At 71.2% G+C, this 21,714-nt stretch carries 20 protein-coding genes and 2 tRNA genes; 14 read left to right on the top strand and 8 right to left on the bottom strand.

From position 1 onward, the window contains the following. Nucleotides 1–208: 208 nt before the first annotated feature. Nucleotides 209–1,507, top strand: a complete 1,299-nt coding sequence (locus OOJ91_RS16500) for an MFS transporter (RefSeq protein WP_323178490.1) — start codon at nt 209–211, stop codon at nt 1,505–1,507. Between the two features lie 66 nt (nt 1,508–1,573). On the opposite strand, the gene OOJ91_RS16495 is transcribed toward OOJ91_RS16500, so the two are convergent. Further along, complete coding sequence (locus OOJ91_RS16495; RefSeq protein ID WP_266245943.1) at nt 1,574–1,816, bottom strand: mycoredoxin; 243 nt, start codon at nt 1,814–1,816, stop codon at nt 1,574–1,576. A 93-nt stretch (nt 1,817–1,909) separates the two neighbouring features. Between OOJ91_RS16495 and OOJ91_RS16490 the strand changes: the two genes are divergently transcribed. The 3 genes from OOJ91_RS16490 to OOJ91_RS16480 all read left to right on the top strand — a co-directional run bounded on the left by OOJ91_RS16490 (nt 1,910) and on the right by OOJ91_RS16480 (nt 4,941). Next, on the top strand, nt 1,910–4,075 hold the full coding sequence (locus OOJ91_RS16490; protein WP_266245942.1) for an ATP-dependent DNA helicase UvrD2: 2,166 nt from the start codon (nt 1,910–1,912) through the stop codon (nt 4,073–4,075). 155 nt (nt 4,076–4,230) lie between these two features. After that, nucleotides 4,231–4,446 carry a hypothetical protein gene (locus OOJ91_RS16485; RefSeq protein ID WP_439117116.1) on the top strand — a complete coding sequence of 72 codons (216 nt, stop codon included), beginning with the start codon at nt 4,231–4,233 and terminating at the stop codon, nt 4,444–4,446. A gap of 129 nt (nt 4,447–4,575) precedes the next feature. Continuing rightward, the gene (locus OOJ91_RS16480; RefSeq protein ID WP_007464802.1) at nt 4,576–4,941 is read left to right on the top strand and encodes a WhiB family transcriptional regulator; all 366 of its coding nucleotides are present in this window, start codon (nt 4,576–4,578) and stop codon (nt 4,939–4,941) included. 306 nt (nt 4,942–5,247) lie between these two features. Here the strand turns inward: OOJ91_RS16480 and OOJ91_RS16475 are convergent, their stop codons facing one another. The 3 genes from OOJ91_RS16475 to OOJ91_RS16465 all read right to left on the bottom strand — a co-directional run bounded on the left by OOJ91_RS16475 (nt 5,248) and on the right by OOJ91_RS16465 (nt 8,081). Next, on the bottom strand, nt 5,248–6,594 hold the full coding sequence (locus tag OOJ91_RS16475; protein ID WP_266245940.1) for an ABC1 kinase family protein: 1,347 nt from the start codon (nt 6,592–6,594) through the stop codon (nt 5,248–5,250). Further along, entirely contained in the window at nt 6,591–7,703 is a 1,113-nt protein-coding gene (locus tag OOJ91_RS16470; RefSeq protein ID WP_266245939.1) for a hypothetical protein, read from the bottom strand. Before OOJ91_RS16470 ends, OOJ91_RS16475 begins: the two co-directional genes overlap by 4 nt. Nucleotides 7,704–7,913: 210 nt before the next feature. Continuing rightward, a complete protein-coding gene (locus tag OOJ91_RS16465) occupies nt 7,914–8,081 on the bottom strand; it encodes a DUF5679 domain-containing protein (RefSeq protein WP_007464795.1) in 168 nt (55 codons plus the stop codon). 527 nt (nt 8,082–8,608) lie between these two features. Here OOJ91_RS16465 and OOJ91_RS16460 point away from each other — a divergent pair. Together OOJ91_RS16460 and OOJ91_RS16455 are read left to right on the top strand one after the other, a co-directional pair. Then, on the top strand, nt 8,609–9,139 hold the full coding sequence (locus OOJ91_RS16460; protein ID WP_266245924.1) for a M48 metallopeptidase family protein: 531 nt from the start codon (nt 8,609–8,611) through the stop codon (nt 9,137–9,139). Nucleotides 9,140–9,328: 189 nt separating this feature from the next. Next, a complete protein-coding gene (locus OOJ91_RS16455; protein ID WP_266245923.1) occupies nt 9,329–9,937 on the top strand; it encodes a hypothetical protein in 609 nt (202 codons plus the stop codon). 132 nt (nt 9,938–10,069) lie between these two features. Here the strand turns inward: OOJ91_RS16455 and OOJ91_RS16450 are convergent, their stop codons facing one another. Next, nucleotides 10,070–11,395 carry a zinc-dependent metalloprotease gene (locus OOJ91_RS16450; protein ID WP_266245922.1) on the bottom strand — a complete coding sequence of 442 codons (1,326 nt, stop codon included), beginning with the start codon at nt 11,393–11,395 and terminating at the stop codon, nt 10,070–10,072. A 115-nt stretch (nt 11,396–11,510) separates the two neighbouring features. On the opposite strand from OOJ91_RS16450, the gene OOJ91_RS16445 reads away from it, so the two are divergent. From OOJ91_RS16445 to OOJ91_RS16415, 7 genes are all read left to right on the top strand, one after another. Continuing rightward, nucleotides 11,511–12,524, top strand: coding sequence for a YlbL family protein (locus OOJ91_RS16445; protein WP_266245920.1), 1,014 nt, complete (start codon nt 11,511–11,513; stop codon nt 12,522–12,524). Nucleotides 12,525–12,620: 96 nt separating this feature from the next. Next, on the top strand, nt 12,621–15,623 hold the full coding sequence (locus tag OOJ91_RS16440; protein WP_266245918.1) for a UPF0182 family membrane protein: 3,003 nt from the start codon (nt 12,621–12,623) through the stop codon (nt 15,621–15,623). 187 nt (nt 15,624–15,810) lie between these two features. Beyond that, nucleotides 15,811–16,320, top strand: coding sequence for a SigE family RNA polymerase sigma factor (locus OOJ91_RS16435; protein WP_266245916.1), 510 nt, complete (start codon nt 15,811–15,813; stop codon nt 16,318–16,320). Beyond that, complete coding sequence (locus OOJ91_RS16430; RefSeq protein ID WP_266245914.1) at nt 16,310–17,242, top strand: hypothetical protein; 933 nt, start codon at nt 16,310–16,312, stop codon at nt 17,240–17,242. The genes OOJ91_RS16435 and OOJ91_RS16430 overlap by 11 nt, the downstream gene beginning before the upstream one ends. Nucleotides 17,243–17,302: 60 nt before the next feature. Next, nucleotides 17,303–17,376, top strand: a tRNA-Met gene (locus OOJ91_RS16425). Between the two features lie 125 nt (nt 17,377–17,501). Continuing rightward, nucleotides 17,502–17,578: transfer RNA gene (locus OOJ91_RS16420), tRNA-Met, on the top strand. Between the two features lie 115 nt (nt 17,579–17,693). Next, a complete protein-coding gene (locus OOJ91_RS16415; RefSeq protein WP_266245912.1) occupies nt 17,694–18,677 on the top strand; it encodes a helix-turn-helix domain-containing protein in 984 nt (327 codons plus the stop codon). A 24-nt stretch (nt 18,678–18,701) separates the two neighbouring features. On the opposite strand, the gene OOJ91_RS16410 is transcribed toward OOJ91_RS16415, so the two are convergent. Both OOJ91_RS16410 and OOJ91_RS16405 read right to left on the bottom strand, forming a co-directional pair. After that, the gene (locus OOJ91_RS16410) at nt 18,702–19,334 is read right to left on the bottom strand and encodes a hypothetical protein (RefSeq protein WP_266245911.1); all 633 of its coding nucleotides are present in this window, start codon (nt 19,332–19,334) and stop codon (nt 18,702–18,704) included. A gap of 104 nt (nt 19,335–19,438) precedes the next feature. Next, the gene (locus OOJ91_RS16405) at nt 19,439–19,630 is read right to left on the bottom strand and encodes a hypothetical protein (RefSeq protein WP_266245910.1); all 192 of its coding nucleotides are present in this window, start codon (nt 19,628–19,630) and stop codon (nt 19,439–19,441) included. A gap of 371 nt (nt 19,631–20,001) precedes the next feature. Between OOJ91_RS16405 and OOJ91_RS16400 the strand changes: the two genes are divergently transcribed. After that, nucleotides 20,002–20,256 (top strand): hypothetical protein, encoded by a 255-nt coding sequence (locus OOJ91_RS16400; RefSeq protein WP_007464771.1) that lies wholly within the window; start codon nt 20,002–20,004, stop codon nt 20,254–20,256. An 83-nt stretch (nt 20,257–20,339) separates the two neighbouring features. On the opposite strand, the gene OOJ91_RS16395 is transcribed toward OOJ91_RS16400, so the two are convergent. After that, nucleotides 20,340–21,671, bottom strand: a complete 1,332-nt coding sequence (locus tag OOJ91_RS16395) for an ABC transporter substrate-binding protein (RefSeq protein WP_266245909.1) — start codon at nt 21,669–21,671, stop codon at nt 20,340–20,342. Between the last annotated feature and the right edge of the window lie 43 nt (nt 21,672–21,714).

Genomic DNA, 21,714 nt, shown 5'->3' with positions numbered 1-21,714 from the left:
CTTTCCCGTCGACCGCCGCAGACGCGACGGTAACTGTATGAAATTCGCCCCCCACGGTCAGTATGGACGGCGCGACCGGCGTCGGAGGGTCCGGCGGGGGCGTGTCTTGCGAAAAATGGACCACGGTTACGCCCGACGACGACGGACCCGTGGTCCACGCCCCGTCGACCGCGCCCAGCCGGGCACGCCATCCCGCCGGAGGGACCCCATGCGCACCGTCCTGCGCCGACCCGACTTCCGCCTGCTGTTCGGCGGCCTGCTCGCCAGCATGACCGCCGAGTCGATCCTGCTGCTCGCGCTCGCCATCTGGGTCAAGGACCTGACCGGCTCCAACGGGCTCGCCGGCGGCATCATCTTCGCCGTCATCGCCCCGATGATGCTGGCGCCGCTTGTCGGTTGGTTCGTCGACAGGTACCCGCGCCGGCCCTTCTTCGTGACCGCGAACGTGGTCACCGCGCTGCTGCTCGTGCCGCTGTTCACGGTCCGCGACGCGGGTGACGTCTGGCTCGTGTACCTGGTCGCAGCCCTGTACGGCCTCTCGTCCATCACGCTCGGCGCGGCGCTCAGCGGGTTGCTCCGGCAGTTGGTGCCGCTGGAGCTGCTCGCCGAGGCGAACGGCGTGCTGCAGACCGTACGCCAGGGGCTGCGGCTGATCGGTCCGCTGGCCGGCGCGGCGCTCTACGCGGCGCTCGGCGGGTGGGCGCTGGCCGGGATCGGCATGGTCGGCTTCGTGACCGCGGCCGCGGTGGTGAGCGCGGTGCCGAGCCCGGCGCTGACGCCGCCGACCGTGCGGCTGCGCTGGCCCGCCGAGCTGGGCGCCGGCCTGCGGCACCTGACCGGTGAGCCGGCCCTGCGCCGGGCCCTGCTCGGCTACGGGCTCGGGTCGCTGGTGATGGGCTTCAGCGAATCGCTGATCTTCGCCTACGTCGACCAGGGGTTGAACCGGGACGCCGCCTTCGTGGGCGTGCTGGTCATGGTGCAGGGCGTCGGCGGGCTGTTCGGTGGGCTCTGCTCACCGGCGCTGGTCCGCCGAATCGGAGAGATCGGCACACTGGCCGCCGGGGTGGCGTTCTTCTCACCTGCCGCGCTCGCGCTCGCGTACCCCGACCTGCGACTCGGTTTCGTGGCGGTGCTGCTGGCAGGCGTCTCGCTGCCGTTGACGATGGTGGGCCTGCACACGCTGATCCAGCGACGTACGCCACCGGGGCTGGTCGGACGGGTCGCGGCGGCCACCCAGGCGTTGGTCAGCGGCCCGCAGGCGCTGTCCATCGGCGCCGGCGCCCTGCTTGTCGGCGTCCTGGACTACCGGGCGCTGTTCCTGCTGGTCGGGGTGGCCACGTTTGCCGCCGGCGTCTACCTCTGGCGGGGCCGGCACCTGAGCGCGCCGGCCGGCCGCCGTGGACCCACACCGCCGCCCCGACCGACGCTCCCCGCGCCGCGCCGCCCGGTCGACGCCGACATCGACGCGCCGGTGGCCACGGGACCCCGGCGGCCGCCCCGGCGGTGACGGATGTCGGACACGACGAACGGCCGCCCGGATGGGCGGCCGTTCGTCGAGAGGTGACCCGGCCGGTCAGGCGTTGAGGGTCGCCAGGTGCTGCTTGACCTGTGTGATCGAGGGGTTGGTCAGGGCGCTGCCGTCATCGAAGCGCAGCGTCGGCACCGTCTGGTTGCCGCCGTTGACGCTCATCACGAACTCCGCGGCCGCCGGGTCCCGCTCGATGTCGACCACCTCGTACCCGATGCCCTCCCGGTCGAGCTGCGACTTCAGCCGGTGGCAGTAGCCGCACCAGGGGGTGGAATACATCGTCAGCATGGTCGGATCCTCCAACTCCTCTGACCGCCGGCTTGCGGGTCAAGCCGAGGCTGTCCGCTACAACGTCCGGAGGAGCTGAGATGATTCCTGGTTGTGGTGGTTCACTCAGCGTCGGAAGGCGTACTTGCCGGGCTGGACCCGGAGCAGCGCACCGCGGTGACCGCACCCGCCGGCCCGGTCTGCATCCTCGCCGGCGCCGGCACCGGCAAGACCCGCGCGATCACCTCCCGAATCGCCCACCGGGCGCTCTCCGGGGAGATCTCCCCCCGGCACGTGCTCGCGGTCACCTTCACCGCCCGCGCCGCCGCCGAGATGCGACAGCGTCTCACTCTGCTCGGGGCGCATGGTGTGCAGGCGCGGACGTTCCATGCGGCGGCGTTGCGGCAGGTGCGGTACTTCGCCCCCCGCCTGCTGTCCGGCCGGGCCATGCCCGAACTGCTGGACAGCAAGGTACGGCTGGTCACCCTCGCCGCCGCCCGGGTCGGCCTGCGGACCGACCGGGCCGCCGCGCGGGACCTGGCCGGCGAGATCGAGTGGGCCAAGTCGTCGCTCGTCGAGCCGGGGGACTACGTCGTGTCGGCGGCCCGGGCGTTGCGGGACACGCCGCACGAGCCGACGAAGGTCGCCGAGGTGTTCACCGCGTACGAGCAGCTCAAGCGCTCCAACGGGGTGATCGACTTCGAGGACATGCTGCGGGCCGCGGTGTGGGGCATCGAGGAGCACCCGGACGTCGGCGAGCAGATCCGCACCCAGTACCGGCACTTCGTGGTCGACGAGTACCAGGACGTCAACCCCCTCCAGCAGCGGTTGCTCGAGGCCTGGTTGGCCGGCCGCAACGACCTGACAGTTGTCGGCGACGCCAGCCAGACGATCTACTCGTTCACCGGGGCGACCTCGTCGTACCTGGTCGACTTTCCCCGCCGGCACCGCAACGCCACTGTGGTCCGGCTGGTTCGCGACTACCGCTCGACCCCGCAGGTCGTCGGGCTGGCGAACGCGGTGATCTCCCAGGCCCGGGGCACCGAGGCACGGTTGCGGCTGGAGTTGAGCGGGCAGCGCCCACCCGGTCCCGAGCCGGACCTGCGGATCTTCACCGACGAGCCGGCCGAGGCGAACGCGGTGGCTGCCCGCTGCCGCGCGCTCATCGACGCGGGCACCCCGGCGAAGGAGATCGCGGTGCTGTTCCGGGTCAACGCCCAGTCCGAGGCGTACGAGAAGGCGCTCACCGAGGCCGCCGTCCCGTACGTCGTGCAGGGGGCCGAGCGGTTCTTCGAGCGGACCGAGGTGCGCCAGGCGATGGTCGCCCTGCGGTCGGCCACCCGCTCGATCCCCGGGGAGACCCCGTTGCCGACCGCCGTGGTCGAGGCGCTCACCGCGGTCGGCTGGGCCCCGGACGCGCCCCCGGCCGGCGGCGCCGCCCGCGAGCGCTGGGAGGCGCTGTCCGCGCTGGTCCAGCTCGCCGAGGAGTACGCGGCGACCCCCGAGGTGGTGCCGATCGGCGAGGCCGCGTCGGTGGAGCGCCCGGTCACCCTCACCGACTTCACCGAGGAGCTGGCCCGGCGGGCCGCCCAGCAGCACGTGCCGACGGTGGACGGGGTCACGCTGGCGTCCCTGCACTCGGCCAAGGGGCTGGAGTGGGACGCGGTCTTCCTGGTCGGCCTCGCCGAGGGCACCCTGCCCACCACGTACGCAAAGACCGTCGAGCAGGTCGAGGAGGAGCGCCGGCTGCTCTACGTCGGGATCACCCGCGCGCGGCAGTGGCTCTGGCTGTCGTACGCCGCCGCGCGCTCGCCGGGCGGACGGGCCCGGCGGCCGTCGCGGTTCCTGCCCCAGCTGGACCGCTCCGGCGGCACCGAGCGGGCCGGCGCCTCCACCGGTCCCGCGCGCCGTCCCGAACGACGCCGGACGCAGATCGTCTCCTGTCGGATCTGCGGCGCCACCCTGCTCGCCGGCCCCGACCGCAAGTTGGGTCGATGCCCCACCTGCCCGTCCGACATCGACGATGAGCTGCACGAACGGCTGCGCGAGTGGCGGCAGCGGGTGGCCGGCGCGCAGAAGGTCCCGGCGTACGTGGTGTTCACCGACGCCACGTTGACAGCGCTTGCCGAGCGGCGTCCCGGCAGGCCGGAAGAGTTGATCGCCATCGCCGGCATCGGCCCCCGCAAACTGGGCCTCTACGGGGAGTCGGTGTTGGCGCTCGTGCAGGGCGCTGGGGTGGACGACGTCTGCCCGGAGAAAACTTTCGAAATCTCGTCGTAAATTCGTTTGCCCTCGCCCCCGGGCGAGGAATAGCCTCAGAACACACCACGCGAGCGGCGCCATTCCGGCTGCTCACGGGGGTTGGTCCAGTCGATTCGAGGAACGTGAGGGAGGTGGCCACCGTGGAGATCTTCACCTATGAGCGTCTGACGGCGATGCCGTCTGTCTGCGCTCCGTTGTCGGCTGTCCGGGTGGCCCTTGCGGCCGCACGACCGTCGGTTCCGCAGGTGCACCAGGTTCAGGCCGAGCTGACCCTGGCCGTCGCGCCCACCGGATTCAACGGGACCAGTGGCATCACGGGCATGGACATCAATGGCGTCAAGCGGCGCACGGATGTCCGCGGCGTTCCACCTCGAGGCAAACCGGTCTGATCTTCAGACACCGGCTCACCTCGAGGCCGCGGAACCCGCTACCGGGATCCGCGGCCTCAGTTTTTTGCCCCGCCGAAGTACGTCGGAATGCGATCCACGAGATCGATGTGAGAGAGAGGTGACCGGGAGATGAGTCTGGCGTTGGCCCCCCTCGATGTGAGCGTCGAGCTGGAGGCGAACCTGCCCTGCCGGAAGTTCGACCCCGACCTGTGGTTCTCCGACTCGCCTGCCGAGCTCGAGCTGGCCAAGTCGCTCTGCGGGGACTGCCCGCTGCGCGTCGAGTGCCTGGCCGGGGCGGTGGAGCGAGCGGAGCCGTGGGGCGTCTGGGGCGGCGAGATCTTCGAGCGTGGCGCGGTCGTCCCGCGCAAGCGGCCCCGTGGCCGTCCGCGCAAGGAGGACGTCGCTCGTGACGCCGAGCTTCGGGTCGAGGCCGAGGCGCGCCTGGCAGCCAGTGGGCTGTCCGAGGTGCGTGGCGCGGTCCGGCTGGCAGCCTGACATGTTCCCGACCCGTACCAACTACGCCGGTGGCACACCGGCAGTGAGTGAGAAAACGATGTTGAACGTTCCGAGTGGAGCCTTCGAGATGCAACTACTCCACGAAGCGTTGACCAGGGCTCGAATGCGCCGGCCTCAGGCCGGTCGTACCACCACGCGCACTGAGGCAACCCGATCCGCCCGTACCGTCGCCATGAACAGCCGCAACCAGTCGGCGCGCGACCTGGGCGTTCTCTAGTACCACCCCACGCAGAAGGGCGGGTGCCGACCGGCACCCGCCCTTCGTGACGTCTGGCCCCGACCTGCTCAGGCCACCGGGGCGAAGCCCGGCAGCCAGCGCTCCAGGATGCTGCGGTACGGCGCCTTGGCCTCCAACTGGCAGAGCACCCCGATCGAGCCGAGCGTCACCCGGTGGATGAGCAGGTACGACGGGGGCAGGTTGAGCTGCCTGCTCAGCTGGTAGGTGGGGGAGCGGGGGCTGGCCAACCGGCCCGCCTCGGCCCGCAGCCAGGCCCGGGTGAAGCGGAACCCGTCGGCCGCGATGGGCTCCAGCATCGGGCGGAGGAAGTCGAGGACCCCCTCGGCGTCGATCTCGTCGGTGGCACCGATGAACCCCTCGTCCCGTAGGCCCGCCACCACCCCGTCCGCGTCGCCGCGCAGGGCCCGCCCGGCGATGCGGCCGATCGGCTCCGGCGTGCCCTCGGGCATCCGGGCCACCGCACCGAAGTCGATCACCCCGAGACGGCCGTCGGGCAGCAGCCGGAAGTTTCCCGGGTGCGGGTCGGCGTGCAGGAGGCCGGCCCGTTGGGGTGCGGAGAGATGCAACGTGGCCATGAGCCGGCCGGCCTCGTCCCGCTGCTCCTCGGTGCCCTCCCGGATGATGTCGGCAAGCGGTGTGCCCGTCACCCATTCGGTGACCAGCACCCGGGGCGACGTGGAGACCACCTCCGGGATGAAGATCTCCGGATCGTCGGCGTACGCGGCGGCGAAGGTGCGCTGCGACTCGGCCTCCAGCTCGTAGTCCAGCTCCTCGGTGATCCGCTCACGCAGCTCGACGAGGAGTGGCTTGACGTCGAGGCCCGGCTGGATCGCCCGGAACATCCCGCCCAGCCGGGAGAGCTGCTTGAGGTCGGCGAGCAGCGCGTCACCGGCGCCCGGATACTGGATCTTGACGGCCACGTCGCGGCTGTTCGGTTCGCCGGACGGGCCGTACCCCGGCTCACGCCACCGTGCCCGGTGCACCTGCCCGATGCTGGCCGCCGCGGCCGGGGTGTCGTTGAACTCGACGAACCGGTCGCGCCAGTCGGGGCCGAGCTGCTCGGCCAGCACCTTGTGCACACTCGCGGCCGGCAGCGGCGGCGCGGCCTCCTGAAGCTTGGTCAACGCCTGCCGGTACGGCGCGGCGATCTCCTCCGGCAGGGCCGCCTCGAAGACCGACAGCGCCTGGCCGAACTTCATCGCCCCGCCCTTGAGCTGGCCCAACACGCTGAACAACTGCTCGGCGGTGCGCTGCTGGATCTCCGCGGAGATCACGTCGGAGGCGAGCCCGGTGACGCGCTTACCCATGCCGAGGACGGTCCGGCCGGCGAAGCCGAGCGGCAGAGCGGCGAGCTTGGCGGTCCGGGACACGGCCCGGCGCGGGATGTCGGTCACTTCGCCATTGTTACCGACCGGAGGGGTCCGCTGCTGCTGTGCGGCCGGGCTGGTGCGTACACCCGGCTCGGCGAGCACCCGCACGCCGGGTGCGGCGGCCAACCCCGGCGGCGGAACCGGCCCGCTCCGGTGATCTCCATGGCGCCGCCAAGCGTCTCGGGGTGACCGCCGTCGAGGTGCGCCAGCGCCTCCGCGACCGCGTACCCGATGGCCGCGAGCAGGGTGCCGGTCGCGCCGGCGGCCACCGACTCGGCCGCGGCGAGCTGGGCGGCGAGCCCCGGCCAGGCCGGATCGCGGTCGGCGCGGTGCAGCTCGACGCAGCGCAGGCACGGGCCGGCGGGTGGGCGGACCAACGGCCCGATGACCGGTACGCCCTCGCGGAGGGTCACCAGCAGGTGCGGTTGACGGCGCTGGGCGAGACCGGCGGCGAGCAGCGCTGGCGGACGATCCGCGCCGAGCTGGATCACCAGGTCCACCCGGGCGGCCCGGACCGGGTGGGTACCGGTGCCAGGCGCGACACGGTCGACCGCCGCCCGGATCGCCGGGGCCAGCGGCCGACCCAACTCGGTGGCGGGGATGCCCGTCGCGATCAGGTCGGCCGGGCGCACCGAACCGGTGAGGTGCGGGATCACCTGTCCGACGCCGGCCTGGGCCAGCGCCACCGCCAACGGACCGCCGAGCGCGCCGGCGCCGGAGAGCAGCACCCGGGCCGCCCGCCGGCGACGCAGCACCTGTGCGGGAGTGCCGGGCAGCCGGGCCGCGACCAGGGCCAACGCTCCGGCCTCGGCGGCGAGCCGGGCGCGGACCGGCCCGGCCAGGTCGCGGGGGAGCAGGCTGTGCGCCGGCACCAACAGGCCCGCCGCGCGCAGGGCGTCCAGCAGCGTACGCGCGTCGTCGGTGGCGACCTGGGCCGCGCTTGCCTGGACCAGCACGTCACGCTCGCTGCGGGTGCCGTCCAGCAGGTCGAGCAGGGCGGCGGTACGCGGGTTGGCCAGCTCCACCAGCACGGCGGGCCCCGGGCCGACACCGAGCTGGAGGGTGTGTCGATCCCGCCAGAGCCGGCTGAGGCCGGGCAGGAGCGTGGGGCGGGGCAGCGCGGTACGACTCATGGTGACGAATCGTGACCGCTTCCCTGCGCTCGGTCGATCGTTGTCCACAGGCGGCCGGGGCCGTATCCAGCCTTGTCCACAGGATCTGCCGGGTTATCCACAGGCCACCGGACGTGCTGTCGGTCACCCGACAGGCTCGCCTTCTCCCGGGACCACAACGGGGGGCGGGACGGCCGCACGGCCGTCCCGCCCCCCGTCGATCCGTACCTGTCAGACCTTCGCCTTGCCGAGAATCCGGTTCACTGTTGTGCCGCAAACCGGACACTTGCCCTTGGCCATGTTCATGCCGGTCTTCGAGACCTCCACGTGCCCCTCGAAGTCCCGCTTCTCCTTGCACTTCACGCAGTAACCGTTGTAGGTCTGGGCCTGGTCGGCCACGGTGCCCCTCCTCGTCTCGTCCGCCGGTCAATACGGTCCCGGCGGGGTGCCCGGCGGCGGGCCACACGGGGCGCCGGCGCTGGGTCTCACTCCACGGCCACCTCCGTGACCGCTGGTCCGCGGACCCTACCCAGGTCTGGGCAGTTCCATGTCAGCTGTGCATCGACACTGTGAGCAAGTCGACGTCGAGAGTGTGCATGGCGAAATAGGTCGGATAAGTCAGTTTGGCGGGGACACGCCGACCAAACCCTCACAGCCACCCGTGCGAGTGCCCCCGCGGCGGCGCCGGACTCGGTGATCACCTACGGTGGAGGGGAGCCGCGCGGCGGCGCGCCGTCGGCGTACACGGTGGGTGACGAGACGGCCCGGCGGAGTCCCGGCGACCACCGGCCCAAGAAATTTTCGGGACGCCTGACGACCAATCACCATTTTTTGGGCGCGTGTCGTGCGGTTGACCCTTGCGGACCCCTGGTCAGTACGCATTAGCTTTCCTTCGTGACACGTAGCCGAGGCTGCGCGGGCCAGTGATGGCGGGGACGCGTAAGCCGGTCGTCGAGGTGCGGCGCAGCCAGCGTCGGCGACGCACGGTGTCTGCGTACCGTGACGGTGAGCGCGTGGTCGTCCTCATCCCGGACCAGTTCTCCCGGGCCGAGGAGAGCGAGTGGGTCGACCGCATGTTGGCGCGACTCGCCGCCCGCGAGGGTCGGCTCGCCCGCTCGGACGACGAACTGGTCGCCCGTGCCAACCGGCTGATCGACCTCTACCTCGGCGGCTACGGCGTGAAGGCGGTGCCCGCAAGTGTCCGCTGGGTCACCAACCAGAACGGCCGCTGGGGCTCCTGCACGCCCGCCGACCGCAGCATCCGCATCTCGCACCGCGTCCAGGACATGCCCGACTGGGTGATCGACTATGTGCTGCTGCACGAGCTGACCCACCTCATCGTGCCCAGCCACAACGCCCGCTTCTGGGCACTCGTCGGCCGCTACCCCAAGTCGGAGCGCGCCCGCGGCTACCTCGAAGGCGTCGCCGCCGCCTCCTGCACCCCCGTCCCCACCTGATCAAGAATGTCCCGAGTCGCCGGGCTGCCGAGGTTGATCGACTCGTGTTCCTGGAACCCGCGCTGTCGATGCCCTCCGGAGACCACGACTTCAAGGAAGGCGAGTCGATCACGCCTTCGCGCGGGCGGGGCTGGCCGTGCCCGGCGAGCGGGTGGTCGGGGCGGTCGGGGTGGGCGCTAGGGTCGGGGTGTGGCACGACGGGTGGTAGTGGCGTTGCTCGGGCCGGTTCCCTGGTCACCGCCGGGCGTCGACCGGGCCGAATGGCGAGCGGCCCTCGCGGAAGACGTCATCGACCTGTTCGCCACGCTCAACGAGGTGGAGGTCGCGGTCGCGGTCACCCCCGCCGACCGGGCCCTCGCCGACGCGTTGGTCTGGCCCGGCACGACGGTGTACGAGGTGGCCGAGTCGACGCCGAACGCCGTGTTCGCCGCGCTGGAGGGCTACGACCAGGCGGCCGTGCTGGTCAGTGACGTGCCTGACCTGCCCGCACTGACCGTCGGCAAGCTGCTGCGCCCCCTCACCACCCGACCGGTCGCGGTGGCTCCTGTCGAGGGCGGCGGCCCGGGTCTGCTCGGGGTTGCGGTACGGCTGCCCGCGCCGGACTGGCTACCGACGCTTGAGTTGGACACGGCGACGCCGGCTCAGGCGCGCGCCAATGCCCCGCACCCTGGTGACGTGGCGGTCACCACGGGCTGGCGCCGACTGCGCGGCCCGGCTGACCTGGCCACCCTTGACCCAGCCTTCGAGGGTTGGGAAGCGACTCGCGCGCTTCTCTCCGGGTCGGGCAGACCCGGCTGAACCGTCAGCCTGCCCGCCGACAAGACCCGAGCCACCGCCGGCCAGCCGCGTCGACCGGCCAGGTCCGTCGGCCGCGCCGGGTGCCCGCCGTCGATCTGCGGGCACCCGGCGCGGGACGTCGATGCGCGGACGTCAGGACTTGGCGTCGCCCTCGCCGTCGGTCTCGTCGGACCGACCCGACTGCCCAGGTTGATCCGGTTGATCCGACTGCCCGGGGGCCTTCTCCTCCACTCCACCGGGAGCGGTGAAGTCGAAGCTGTCCAGCTCGCTCAGGTCCGTGTCGTTCATCGCGAAGGCCACCGGGTCGGCGAAGTCGTCGTCCGACGGGAGCAGGTCGGGGTGGCCCCAGACGGCGTCCCGGCCTTCGATGCCGCGGTGCTGGGTGAGTGCCGCCCACAGGGCCGCCGCCTCGCGCAGCCGACGGGGGCGCAGCTCCAGGCCGACGAGCGCGGCGAAGGTCTGCTCGGCGGGGCCGCCGGCGGCCCGGCGGCGGCGGAACGCCTCGCCCAGCCGGACGACGTTGGGCAGGCGGTCGCTGGCCGCGCTGTCCACCACGTGGCACACCCAGCCCTCGACCAGGGCCAGCGCGGTCTCCAACCGGGCCAGCGAGGCCTTCTGCGCCGGGCTGTCCTCGGGTGTGAAGATGCCTTCCAGGGCGATCGCCTGCATCGACTCCGGGTCGGTCGGGTCGACGCGGCCCATCGCCTCCTCGATCGCCTCGCGGTTGACCCGGATGCCCGAGGCGTACATCTCCACGGCGCTGAGCACGTGCCCGCGCAACCACGGGACGTGCTGGAACAGCCGCTGGTGGGCGGCCTCGCGCAGGGCCACGTAGAGGCGCACCTCGTCCTCGGGCAGCTCCAGGCCCTCGCCGTACGCGCGGATGTTGGCCGGGATCAGCGCGGCCGTGCCTGCCGGGCCGAGCGGCAGCCCGATGTCGCCGGCGGAGAGCACCTCCGCGGCGAGCGAGCCGAGGGCCTGCCCCAGCTGACCGCCGAAGAGCGCGCCACCGAGGCTGGCGACCATCGACTGCATCGGGCCGAGCTGGGCGCGCGCCTCCGGCGGCACCAGGTCACCCATCGCGCCGACCATGCGGCTGGCCACCGGATCGCAGAGCTTGCGCCACACGTCGAGCGTCTTGAAGATCCACTCATTGCGGTTCCAGGCGACCGGGGACTGGATGCCCGACGGCCAGGACGAGGCCGGCTCCAACCACAGGTCGGCCAGGCGCAACGCCTCCTCGACCGCGTTGCGCTCGTACGGGGAGACCGCCGGGTCGCCGGCGGCGGCGAGCTGGCTGGCCGCCACCTGCCGGGCCAGGTCCCAGTTGACCGGCCCGCTGCCCGGCGCCGAGAGCAGGTGCTGCAACTGCGACATGAACTGCTGCATCTGCGCGGGATCGTTGGGGTCTGGTGGTTGCCCACCCGGGAGCGCGAAACCGAACGGAATATCAGGCACGACGTCTACGGTACGCGCGCCGCGCCCCTGGTAGCCGCCGCTGGCGTTGCGCTGAGGGCGAAGTCGCGTGGCGCATCCATCGGGCGGGCCCGGAGCAATCGGTACGCTCTGGCGCATGAGACGTCGCGGCCTGACGGTCCTGCTCGGTGCCCTGTTCACCGCCCTGCTGAGCATCGGGGTGCTCCGGGTGCCGATCCCGTACGTGGTGCTCGGCCCGGGCCCGACGGTCAACACCCTCGGCACTGCCGATGGCAAGGAGGTCATCCAGGTCACCGGCCGGGAGACCTCCACCTCCGCCGGCCAGCTCCGGCTGACGACAGTGGGGGTGCAGCCCACGGTGCGGCTCCGTTCGGCGATCGCCGGCTGGTTCTCCGACGACGAGGCGGTGGTGCCGCGCGAGCTGGTCTACCCGCCGGGGGAGTCGACGGAGCAGGTCGAGCAGCGCAACGCCGAGGACTTCAAGGTCTCGCAGACCAGCGCCGAGACGGCCGCGCTGCGTGAGCTGGGCTTCCCGGTGCAGGTAGTGATCAAGACGGTCGCCGCGGACGGCCCGTCCGCCGGGGTGCTCAAGGTCGGCGACGTGGTCACCTCGGTCGACGGTCAGCCGGTGCCGGTGGCCGCCAAGGTCACCGAGCTGATCCGGGCCAAGCCGTCCGGTACGGCCCTGCGGATCGCTTACACGCGCGACGGCGCGGCGGCCACCGCGACGGTGACGAGCCGGGAGCAGGACGGCCGGCCGCGGATCGGCGTCGAGATCGACCAGCAGCAGCCGCACCCGTTCACGCTCGGCATCGACCTGGGGGACATCGGTGGGCCGAGCGCCGGCCTGATGTTCGCCCTGGGCATCGTGGACAAGCTGACCCCGGCCGACCTCACCGGCGGGAAGGTCATCGCGGGCACCGGCACCATCGACGACGAGGGCACCGTCGGCCCGATCGGCGGGATCGCCCAGAAGCTTGTCGGCGCGAAGCATGCGGGGGCCAAGGTATTCCTGGTGCCGGCGGACAACTGCGCCGAGGCGGTCCGCAATCCGCAGCCCGACCTGCCGTTGCTGAAGGTGGGCTCGCTGGACGAGGCGCTCACCGCTCTGGAGACGTTGCGGGCGGGTGGTCAGCCGACCCGCTGCTGACCGGTGTGACCGTGCCCCGACACGCTCAGGAACACCCCGTACTCTGGGTGCCTGATCGGAGCCGATCACATCGAGCGTGCGGAGCCAACAGTGGTAATGCGTAGCAGCAGCCCCCTGCCGAGGATGAGCCGGCGCGGCCGCGTCACCATCGCTGTCCTGGTCGGGGTGTTCGTGCTCTTCACCCTGCTCGGCTGGGGTGTTCAGGCCTGGACGGACTGGCTCTGGTTCGACGAGGTCCGCTACACCGAGGTCTTCACAGGTGTGCTCGTCACCCGGCTGACGCTGTTCCTCGTCATCGGCCTCGGCATGGCGGTGGTCGTCGGCGGCAACCTCTGGCTGGCATATCGGCTGCGTCCGCGGCTGCGGCCGCACTCGGTGGAGCAGGCCACCCTGGAGCGTTACCGGATGGCGCTCAGCCCGCGCCTCGGCACCTGGATCGCGCTCACCGCCGCCGTGGTCGGGCTCTTCGCCGGTCTGTCCGCGCAGAGCCGGTGGAACCAGTGGCTGCTCTTTCGCAACGGTGGTGACTTCGGGGTCAAGGACCCGGAGTTCGGGGTGGACATCGGCTTCTACGTCTTCCAGTTGCCGTTCTGGCGCTACCTGCTCGGTGTCGGCTTCACCGCCGTGGTGCTGGCCCTGATCGGCGCGCTGGCGGTGCACTACCTCTTCGGCGGGGTTCGGCTGCAGGGCGTCGGTGACCGGATGAGCAACGCCGCGCGCGCCCATCTGAGCACCCTCGTCGCGGTGTTCGTGCTGCTCAAGGCCCTGGCGTACGTGCTGGACCGCCGCGCGATGCTGCTTGAGTACAACGAGGGCGCCAAGCTGTACGGCGCCGGCTACGCCGACGTCAACGCGCTGCTGCCGGCGAAGGAGATCCTGGCGTACATCTCGATCGTCGTGGCGATCGCGATCATCGTGTTCTCCAACGCCTGGATGCGGAACCTGGTCTGGCCGGGCATCTCGCTCGCTCTGCTGGGTGTCTCCGCGGTGGCGATCGGCGGCATCTACCCCTGGGCGGTGCAGACCTTCGAGGTGAAGCCGAGCGCCAAGGACAAGGAGGCGCCGTACATCCAGCGCAGCATCGACGCGACGCGTGCGGCGTTCGGGCTGGGGGCCACCGAGACCACCCCGTACGCGGCCAGCAACCTCACCCCACCGGGGAACCTCGCCACCGACACGTCTGTGGTGTCGAACGTGCGGCTGCTCGACCCACAGTTGGTGAGCGAGACGTACACCCAGCTCCAGCAGGTGCGGGGCTTCTACGACTTCGGCCCCAAGCTGGACATCGACAGGTACGGGGTGAACGGCAAGACCTCCGACTACGTCGTCGGCGTCCGTGAGATCAACTACGGCGAGCTGACCGACCAGCAGAACACCTGGATCAACAGGCACACCGTCTACACCCACGGGTACGGGCTGGTGGCCGCGCCGGCGAACCAGGTGGTGTGCGGCGGGCAGCCGTTCTTCGTCTCCGGCTTCCTCGGCGAGAAGACCCAGGAGGCGTGCTCCTCGCAGACCGAGCAGATCCCGGCCAAGCAGCCGCGCATCTACTACGGCGAGCGGATGGCGGCCGACGACTACGCCATCGTCGGGCAGTCGGACCCGAACAAGAAGGCCGAGTTCGACAGGCCGGTCGGTGAGGGCGGCGGCGAGTCCTACACCTACACCGGTGCGGGCGGCGTCAAGATCGGCTCCTTCACCCGGCGGCTGCTGTACGCCATCAAGGAGCAGGAGTCGAACTTCCTGCTCTCCGAGGCGGTGAACAAGGACTCCAGGCTGCTGTACGTGCGCAACCCGCGCGACCGGGTGGAGAAGGTCGCGCCGTTCCTCACACTGGACGGCGATCCGTACCCGGCGGTGGTCGACGGCCGGGTGCAGTGGATCGTCGACGGCTACACGACGGCGGCGACCTACCCGTACGCGGAGCGGGTCAACCTGCAGACCGAGACGACCGACGAGTTGACCAACCGGGGCACCTTCCAGCTCGCCCGGGAGAACGTCAACTACATGCGCAACTCGGTGAAGGCCACCGTCGACGCGTACGACGGCACCGTGACGCTCTACGAGTACGACGACACCGATCCGGTGCTCAAGGCGTGGAACAAGGCGTTCGGCGGGGACCTGATCAAGCCGAAGGCGGACATCCCGGTCGAGCTGACGGAGCACCTGCGCTACCCGGCCGACATGTTCAAGGTGCAGCGCAACCTGCTCACCAAGTTCCACGTGACCAACCCGGGTGACTTCTACTCCGCACAGGACTTCTGGCAGGTGCCGAACGTGCCGGACGCTCCGGACAGCGGCCAGAAGCAGCCTCCGTACTACCTGTTCACCCAGTTCCCGGGCCAGGAGGGCCCGCGGTTCCAGCTCACCTCGGCGGTCACCCCGAACGGCCGGCAGAACCTGGCCGCGCTGATCTCCGGGTCGTACGTCGACGGGAAGCCCCGGCTGGAGGTGCTGGAGCTGCCGGACCAGACCCGGATATCCGGGCCGGTGCAGGTGCACCAGCAGATGACAAACAACGCGAACATCCGCCAGCAGCTCAACCTGCTCTCCAGCAACCAGGCGCAGGTCCAGTACGGCAACCTGCTCTCGCTGCCCTTCGCCGACGGCATGCTCTACGTCGAGCCTGTCTACGTGAAGAGCAACCAGCAGGACGCGTACCCGCTGCTGCAGAAGGTGCTGCTCTCCTACGGTGACGGCGGCTCGTTCGTGGCGCTCGCCGACAACATCAACGACGGCATCAAACAGTTGGTCGAGCAGGGTAAACGGGCCGGGCAGGGCACCTCGCCGCCGCCGACCACGGGGGGCAACCCGACCAACCCGTCGCCGACCGCGACCCCGACCGGGACGCCGACGCCAGGCGGCACCAACCCGCCGCCGACCGGCCAGCTGGCCACCGCCGCGGACCGGGTGCAGGCCGCCATCACCGAGGTCCGCGCCGCGCAGACCTCCGGCGACTTCGAGCGGTACGGTCGCGCGCTCAAGGCGTTGGACGAGGCGCTCACCGCGTTCCAGCAGGCGCAGCAGGCCGCCAATCCCGGTGGTACGCCGAGCGGCAGCGCGCCGCCGCCGTCGCCCAGCGCCACCCCGGGCGGCTGACCGGCCACCCGAGGAGCACCCCGGAGCCCTCGTCGTCGGACCCGCGCGGTCCTGACGTCGAGGGCTCCGTCATATCCGTACGTTATGCCGGCCTGTCGCCTCTCCGACATGCTTTGTCCGGCTGAGCCGCAACCCGCGACCACTCCCCGCCGTCCTTGATGCAACGGGGGCGGACAAGGGGGCAGGCGTGAGGCACGCACAGAGCTTCGACGAGTTCTACCGCAGCACCGCCCGGCGGATGATGAGCTACGGCTACGCGGTGAGCGGTGACCACACCGAGGCGCAGGACCTCGTTCAGGAGGCGTTTGCGCGGGCCTGGCGGCAGTGGGGGCGACTGTCCGAGCATCCGGCGCCCGAGGCGTGGCTGCGGTTGGTGGTGTCCCGGCTGGCGAACGACCGCTGGCGGCACCTGCACCGCTGGCGCGCGATGGTGAGCCGCAGCGGGCCGCCACCGACCACGCCGCCGCCGAGCGAGAACGGGGTGCTGCTCGTCCGCGCCCTTCGCCAACTGCCGGCGACGCAGCGACAGGCGCTTGCCCTGCACTACCTGTTCGACATGCCTGTCGAGGAGATCGCCCGGGAGGCCGGCGTCCCGCTCGGCACCGTCAAGTCCTGGTTGTCGCGAGGTCGGTCCCGGCTGGCCGTACTGCTGCCCGACGTCCACATCGACGAGCTGGAGGCGAACGATGTCAACTGAACTTCCCGACCTGTACCGGTCGCTCACCGTCGTGGCCGACGGTGTGGAGGTGGCCCACCCCGAGCTGGTTCGGCGGCACGCCGACCGGCGGGCCCGGGTCCAGGTGGCCGGCAGTGCGCTGGCGGTGGCGGTGCTGCTCGGCGGGGTGGCCGCCGGTGGGCGGCTGGCGTTCTCCGCCGACGGGTCCGCGCCGCTGCCGCCACCGGCAGGCACGCCGGTCCCGCCGCCGCCGACCGGGTCGGCTCCACCACCGTCCCCGTCGGCGGCGTCCACGGCACCCTCGTCTCCGACGCCGTCGCGTGCCACGCCGAGCGGTACGCGGTCGGCCGAGCCCACCGGCGCGGCGACCGCCCGCCCACCGACCTCGATCCCGGACCGCGCCTTCTTCGTCCTGGCGGCCGCCAACCGGACGGGCCTGGAATCGACCGGGGCGGGCCCGGTCCTGCCGGCGCTGTGCGGAGCCGGGTATCCCAGCGAGTCGGCTGTGGTGCAGCGCCGTGCCCGCTCGTTGGCCTACAAGCGACCGGAGACCCGGGTGGGGAGCGTGCCGGACGGCAGTTACCGGCACAGCATCACGATCTACCGTCCCGGCCGCGCCGACGACGCGCTGCGTGAGCTGCGGCAGGCCGTCCGCGCCTGCCCGGAGCAGAGGATGCCCGACGACCCCAGGACCTGGCGGCAGCGACTGCTGGACCCGGGAGCGTACGGCGACGAGTCGGTGCTGTTCGAGCTGCGTGCGCCGTACCCGCAGGGCATCGGCGATCCGGGCGCGTACGAGGTGCGACTGGTCCGGGCGGTCCGGGTCGACGACGTGGTGACGGTGCTCTGGGAGCAGGGCTGGGAGTACACCGCCGCCGAGCGCGCGCAGGTCGACGCCGACAGTCGACTGGCGGTCGCGGCTGTCGAGAAGTGGCTCGGCTGACGGCGGTATCGGAGTCGTTTTGCGGTGCCCCGGGTCGGTGCGCTACGGTTAACGAGCCGACGCGGGGTGGAGCAGCTCGGTAGCTCGCTGGGCTCATAACCCAGAGGTCGCAGGTTCAAATCCTGTCCCCGCTACGACTGAAAGCCCGTCTCCGGTTCGCCGGAGGCGGGCTTTCGCCATGTCCGGGACTCGTGTTCCGGACATGGCGAGGACCCCGCTGATCATCGTCGGGGCGGATGGGTTATGGTTAACACGTCGACGCGGGGTGGAGCAGCTCGGTAGCTCGCTGGGCTCATAACCCAGAGGTCGCAGGTTCAAATCCTGTCCCCGCTACCACGGAAAGTGCACATCAGAACGCGGTTCCCATTGCCGGGGGCCGCGTTTTTGATTGTGTTCGGCCTGACCCGGTCAAAGGTCAGGCGGGGTGGACCCTCGGCAGAGGTGGTGAGAGATGTTGCGCGAGTCCGTGTTCCGCAGCGAGGACTGGCCGGCCGAGGAGCGGTTCGACGCCTGGCGCGAACGGATGGACAACACGCACGCGCCGCTGCGGCTGGAGAGCGAACAGGCCGCCGATTTCCACGCGTGCCAGCGGCTGATCGATCTCGGGGCGGTGTCGATGTGGCCGGCCCGCTTCGAACAATTGATCTTCCTGCGGACGCCGCGGCTGATCCGGCAGTCCGACCCCGAGGTCTATCACCTCTCGCTCCTGCGCGAAGGCGCGGCCAGGGTGTCCTGGGGTAGGCGGGAGAATGCGTACCGGGCAGGTGATTTTCACCTGAACGACTCATCTCGGCCGTACGAGATCTGGACGAATCACGGCTGGGCCTCGTCCGTGGGCGTGGAGATTCCCAGAGCGCTGCTACCCCTGCCGCAGCGCATCGTTGACCGAGCCATCGGCCGGCACCTGTCGAGCCGGTCGGGCCCGGGACGTCTGCTGTCGCAGTTCCTCACCCAGTTGGCCGCCGACACCAGCCTCTACGGCCCCTCGGACGGGCGCCGGCTGGGCACCGTACTGGTCGACCTGGTGTCCGCCATGCTGGCGCACGCGGTCGAGGCGGACGAGGAGCAGTCGCCGGAGGCCCGAACGCGTGTGTTGACGCTGCGTGTCAAGGAGTTCATCCAGCAGAACCTGCACGACCCGGAACTGGCGCCGCCACAGATCGCGGCTCGACACCACATCTCACGCGGCTACCTGCATCGTCTCTTCCAAAGAGAGAATGAGACGGTTGCCTCCTACATCCGCCGCAAACGGCTGGAGGGGGCACATCGGGACCTCGCCAATCCGGCCTTCGCGGAAACACCCATTCACCTGGTGGCCGTCCGCTGGGGATTTCCGCGGGCCGCCGAGTTCGCGCGCGCATTCCGCTCGGCGTACGGCATTCCGCCCTCGGAGCACCGTCGCAGCGCGGACGTGAGCCGGACCCGCCGGGCCTGAGCGTGCGGCATCACCTGCTGTTGCTCAGGCGACCCGGCAGGACTTCGCCCCCTTGACCCAGTTGTAGGTCGTCACCTGCCAGTCGCCGACGGCCCCCTTGCGCAGCACGAGTGACCAGGAACGGAAATCCGAGAGCGACGGGGTGGTCACCGCAGCCTTACCGGTCTTCGCGTCCTTGTCGTACGCCTCGCGTTGGTCTTCGCAGTAATCGACGATCCGGGCGCCACCCTGGCCGGGTTTGACCGTCGCGGAGTAGTAGCGGTAGGTACCGGTGATCGACTTCCCGCTCTTGATCCGCCCAATGATCATGTCCGCGTACTCGGCCCCGTGGGGTCCTGTCCAGTAGCGCTTGAAGTTGGGCGTCTCCACGGTCTGGTCGCCCGCCTCGGCTTCGAGGATTGCCTGGATCGCATAGCTGGCGTCCCTCAACACGGAACTTTCCGTCGCATCTTTCGATTCGAAGCCCTGGATGTCGACCGTCAGGTCCGGTGGAAATCGGAACGTCGGGGTGTTCGTGCCCGTTGTCTGAGCGGCTGGCGTGACGGTCGCTGCCGATGGCTCGACCTTCTTCGCACTGCCGGAGGTGTCTCCACCGCAGGCGGTCAGGCTCGCGGAGACGGCGAGGAGGACCGCGATGGACGCGAGAGGACGGGCCACGTTGGAATCTCCGGTGCGTCATCGGATGGTCATCGACGCCCTGCACACCCTGGCCCGCCAGGTGTTTGGCGGGCCAGGGTGTGGGGCTTGATTGCCGGTAACGGCTACGGAAGCCAGTTGCCGGCCGTCACGGCGGCGGGGGGTGCCGGCATCCAGTTGCCGGCCGTCGCGGCGGCGGGGGGTGCCGGCATCCAGTTGCCGGCCGTCGCGATCGCGGGGGCGACCGGGCCGGCGAATACGGCCACGGCCGCCCCACTTGCAGCAATCGCGGCGGCGAGCCTGCTGATGACCTTCATCGCTAATCCTCCTGGAACGAGCATGGGCGGACGGATTCGGACGTCGCGCGGCTCCGGGGTCGGCCCCGGATCCGACTGACGAATATCAGGCTGCCCCCCGGATCGCGGAGTGTCGTTAGCGCACAGTTCCCAACCGTCTTGGCGCTGCGTCACAGCGGGGCATCCGAGGAGGGCTCTCGGGAGGTCGTGCACGAACGCCGTCAGCTGGCGCCCACAGGCGTACTAGGCCAAGATCTCCGACGACCTGGGCGAGGGGCGCGGACCGCAGCTACGGCCTGCTGGCGAGGCCACCCGATCCTGGTGCCGGCGCGATCCGGTCGTTCGGCGTGGACCGAGGTGCCGAGGTTGCGTCCTTCGGCGAGGATGAGCGCATGTCTTCATTCGGGAAATGGTGGGGCCGGCTCAGCGCGGTCCTCGGTGCCGTCGTCCTGGCGGTCTTCGTGCCGGTGGCGGCCTGGGCGTCGACGGGGACCGGCGAGGTGGTGGTGGAGGCCGCGCGGCGGCGCTCCCGTGGCGGCGGCGGCTTCGGTTTCCTCGGTCTGCTCTGCTGCCTCGTGGTGGTGGCGATCATCGTGTTCCTGGTGCTGCGTCTGACGCGCAACCGGCGCGGCGGTCCCCCGCGCTGACAGTCGCCCATCCGGCCGGCCGCCGACGACCACCCGTCGACGGTCGGCCGGGCCGGCCGGCAGGCGTGGCTGGCGGCGGTGGGTCAGGCTGCCAGGGCGGCGTTGGCCTGGGCGAGGAAGCGTGCGGTAGCCGCCCGTGTGCCGGTACGCCTGGCGCGGAGGCTCTCCGCAGCCGTGACGAGCAGGGAACGCACCTTGGCGTGGCCCTTCGGCGGTGGCGCGGGGGCCGGCCCCAGTTGGCCGGCGATGCTGGCGCCGAACGCGGCGGCGCGCTGCTGAGCCGGGTCGGTGATGCTGCCCTCGGTGTAGCGGCGGACGGCGAGACTGGCGTTGAGGCCCCGCTCGTGGCCGAGGATGGTGCCCGCCTCGCCGTTCGTGGTCAGAAAGTTGATCACGTCGGCCACCGTGTCCGGGTGGCGGGTGCCCCGGAATCCGGCCCAGTACATCGACGCCCGTGCCCACTGGGCACCCGGCGGGCCGGGGAAACCCACCACACCCAGCTCGGAATCGGTGAGTCGTTGCAGCTCCGGCAACTGGTGGGACCAGGCGAAGGACGCGGCGGTCAACCCGGTGACCACCAACTGTCGGGCCGGCTCCCCGCTGTCGGCCTGCTCGACGAGGGCCGCGCCCGGTGTGGCCCGCCCGGTGCGGGCGCGCTGCCACAGCTCGAACCAGGCGATCAGCTCCTCGGCGCCGAAGCCGAGCTGCCGCCCCCGGTAGAAATCGCTGCCCTGGGACCGGAGCCAGAGCCAGAGGGCACGGTAGTCGCCCGACGCGTCCATCGTGCCGGCCACCTGGCCATCGCTGGCCTCGGTGACCTGCTGCGCCCAGGCGATGTAGTCCACCCAGGACATCCCGGCGCGCGGCTCGGGCACCCGCAGCTCACGCAACAGGTCACGGTTGAAGACCACTGCCGCGAGGGTCTGCCCGGCGGCCACCGCCATCGTCCGCCCGTCCACGGTGCCGTAGCGGATCAGACCCTCCGGCAGGCCACGCAGGTCCAACCGGTGGTCGGCGATCTGGTCGGTGAGGTCGAGGGCGATCTGGCGTTCGGCGTACTCGGTGAGCATGGCGTCGTCGAGTTGGATCAGGTCCGGAATGTTGCCGGCGGCGGCCTGGGTGGCCAGCCGCTCGTAGTAGCCGTCGGCGCCCTGCCAGGTGACCCGGAAGCTGATCCGCGGGTTGCGCTCCGAATACAGCCGGAGGGCCTTCTCCGTCAACTCGGCCCGCTTCGTCCCGCCCCACCAGAAGACCGACAGCTCGACCGGCCCGTCCTGGGTCGAGGTGTCGGCGCCGTCGCTGCATCCGGCCAGCCCGCCGGTGGCCAGCAGGGGAGCGCCGAGCAGCGCGGTGAGCACTCGGCGTCGGCCCGGGTCGGCGCCGAGGCGGGCGATCGGGGGACGAACAACGGGCACGGGGGCTCCTGGCACGTACGGACGGGTCGGACCATTCACGCAG

Origin of the sequence: Micromonospora lupini (genome assembly GCF_026342015.1) — a bacterium.
GTDB classification, from domain to species: Bacteria; Actinomycetota; Actinomycetes; order Mycobacteriales; family Micromonosporaceae; genus Micromonospora; species Micromonospora lupini_B.
The sequence above is the reverse complement of the archived record's forward strand: the minus strand, read 5'-3'. Positions and strand labels throughout refer to the sequence as shown.

Excerpts from the sequence above, each read along its gene's own strand:
- OOJ91_RS16440 (WP_266245918.1), top strand. The coding sequence starts at position 12,621 with ATGCGTAGCAGCAGCCCCCTGCCGAGGATGAGCCGGCGCGGCCGCGTC.
- OOJ91_RS16445 (WP_266245920.1), top strand. The coding sequence starts at position 11,511 with ATGAGACGTCGCGGCCTGACGGTCCTGCTCGGTGCCCTGTTCACCGCC.
- OOJ91_RS16430 (WP_266245914.1), top strand. The coding sequence starts at position 16,310 with ATGTCAACTGAACTTCCCGACCTGTACCGGTCGCTCACCGTCGTGGCC.
- OOJ91_RS16400 (WP_007464771.1), top strand. The coding sequence starts at position 20,002 with ATGTCTTCATTCGGGAAATGGTGGGGCCGGCTCAGCGCGGTCCTCGGT.
- OOJ91_RS16460 (WP_266245924.1), top strand. The coding sequence starts at position 8,609 with ATGGCGGGGACGCGTAAGCCGGTCGTCGAGGTGCGGCGCAGCCAGCGT.
- OOJ91_RS16495 (WP_266245943.1), bottom strand. The coding sequence starts at position 1,816 with ATGCTGACGATGTATTCCACCCCCTGGTGCGGCTACTGCCACCGGCTG.
- OOJ91_RS16500 (WP_323178490.1), top strand. The coding sequence starts at position 209 with ATGCGCACCGTCCTGCGCCGACCCGACTTCCGCCTGCTGTTCGGCGGC.
- OOJ91_RS16405 (WP_266245910.1), bottom strand. The coding sequence starts at position 19,630 with ATGAAGGTCATCAGCAGGCTCGCCGCCGCGATTGCTGCAAGTGGGGCG.
- OOJ91_RS16485 (WP_439117116.1), top strand. The coding sequence starts at position 4,231 with ATGCCGTCTGTCTGCGCTCCGTTGTCGGCTGTCCGGGTGGCCCTTGCG.
- OOJ91_RS16415 (WP_266245912.1), top strand. The coding sequence starts at position 17,694 with ATGTTGCGCGAGTCCGTGTTCCGCAGCGAGGACTGGCCGGCCGAGGAG.
- OOJ91_RS16480 (WP_007464802.1), top strand. The coding sequence starts at position 4,576 with ATGAGTCTGGCGTTGGCCCCCCTCGATGTGAGCGTCGAGCTGGAGGCG.
- OOJ91_RS16470 (WP_266245939.1), bottom strand. The coding sequence starts at position 7,703 with ATGAGTCGTACCGCGCTGCCCCGCCCCACGCTCCTGCCCGGCCTCAGC.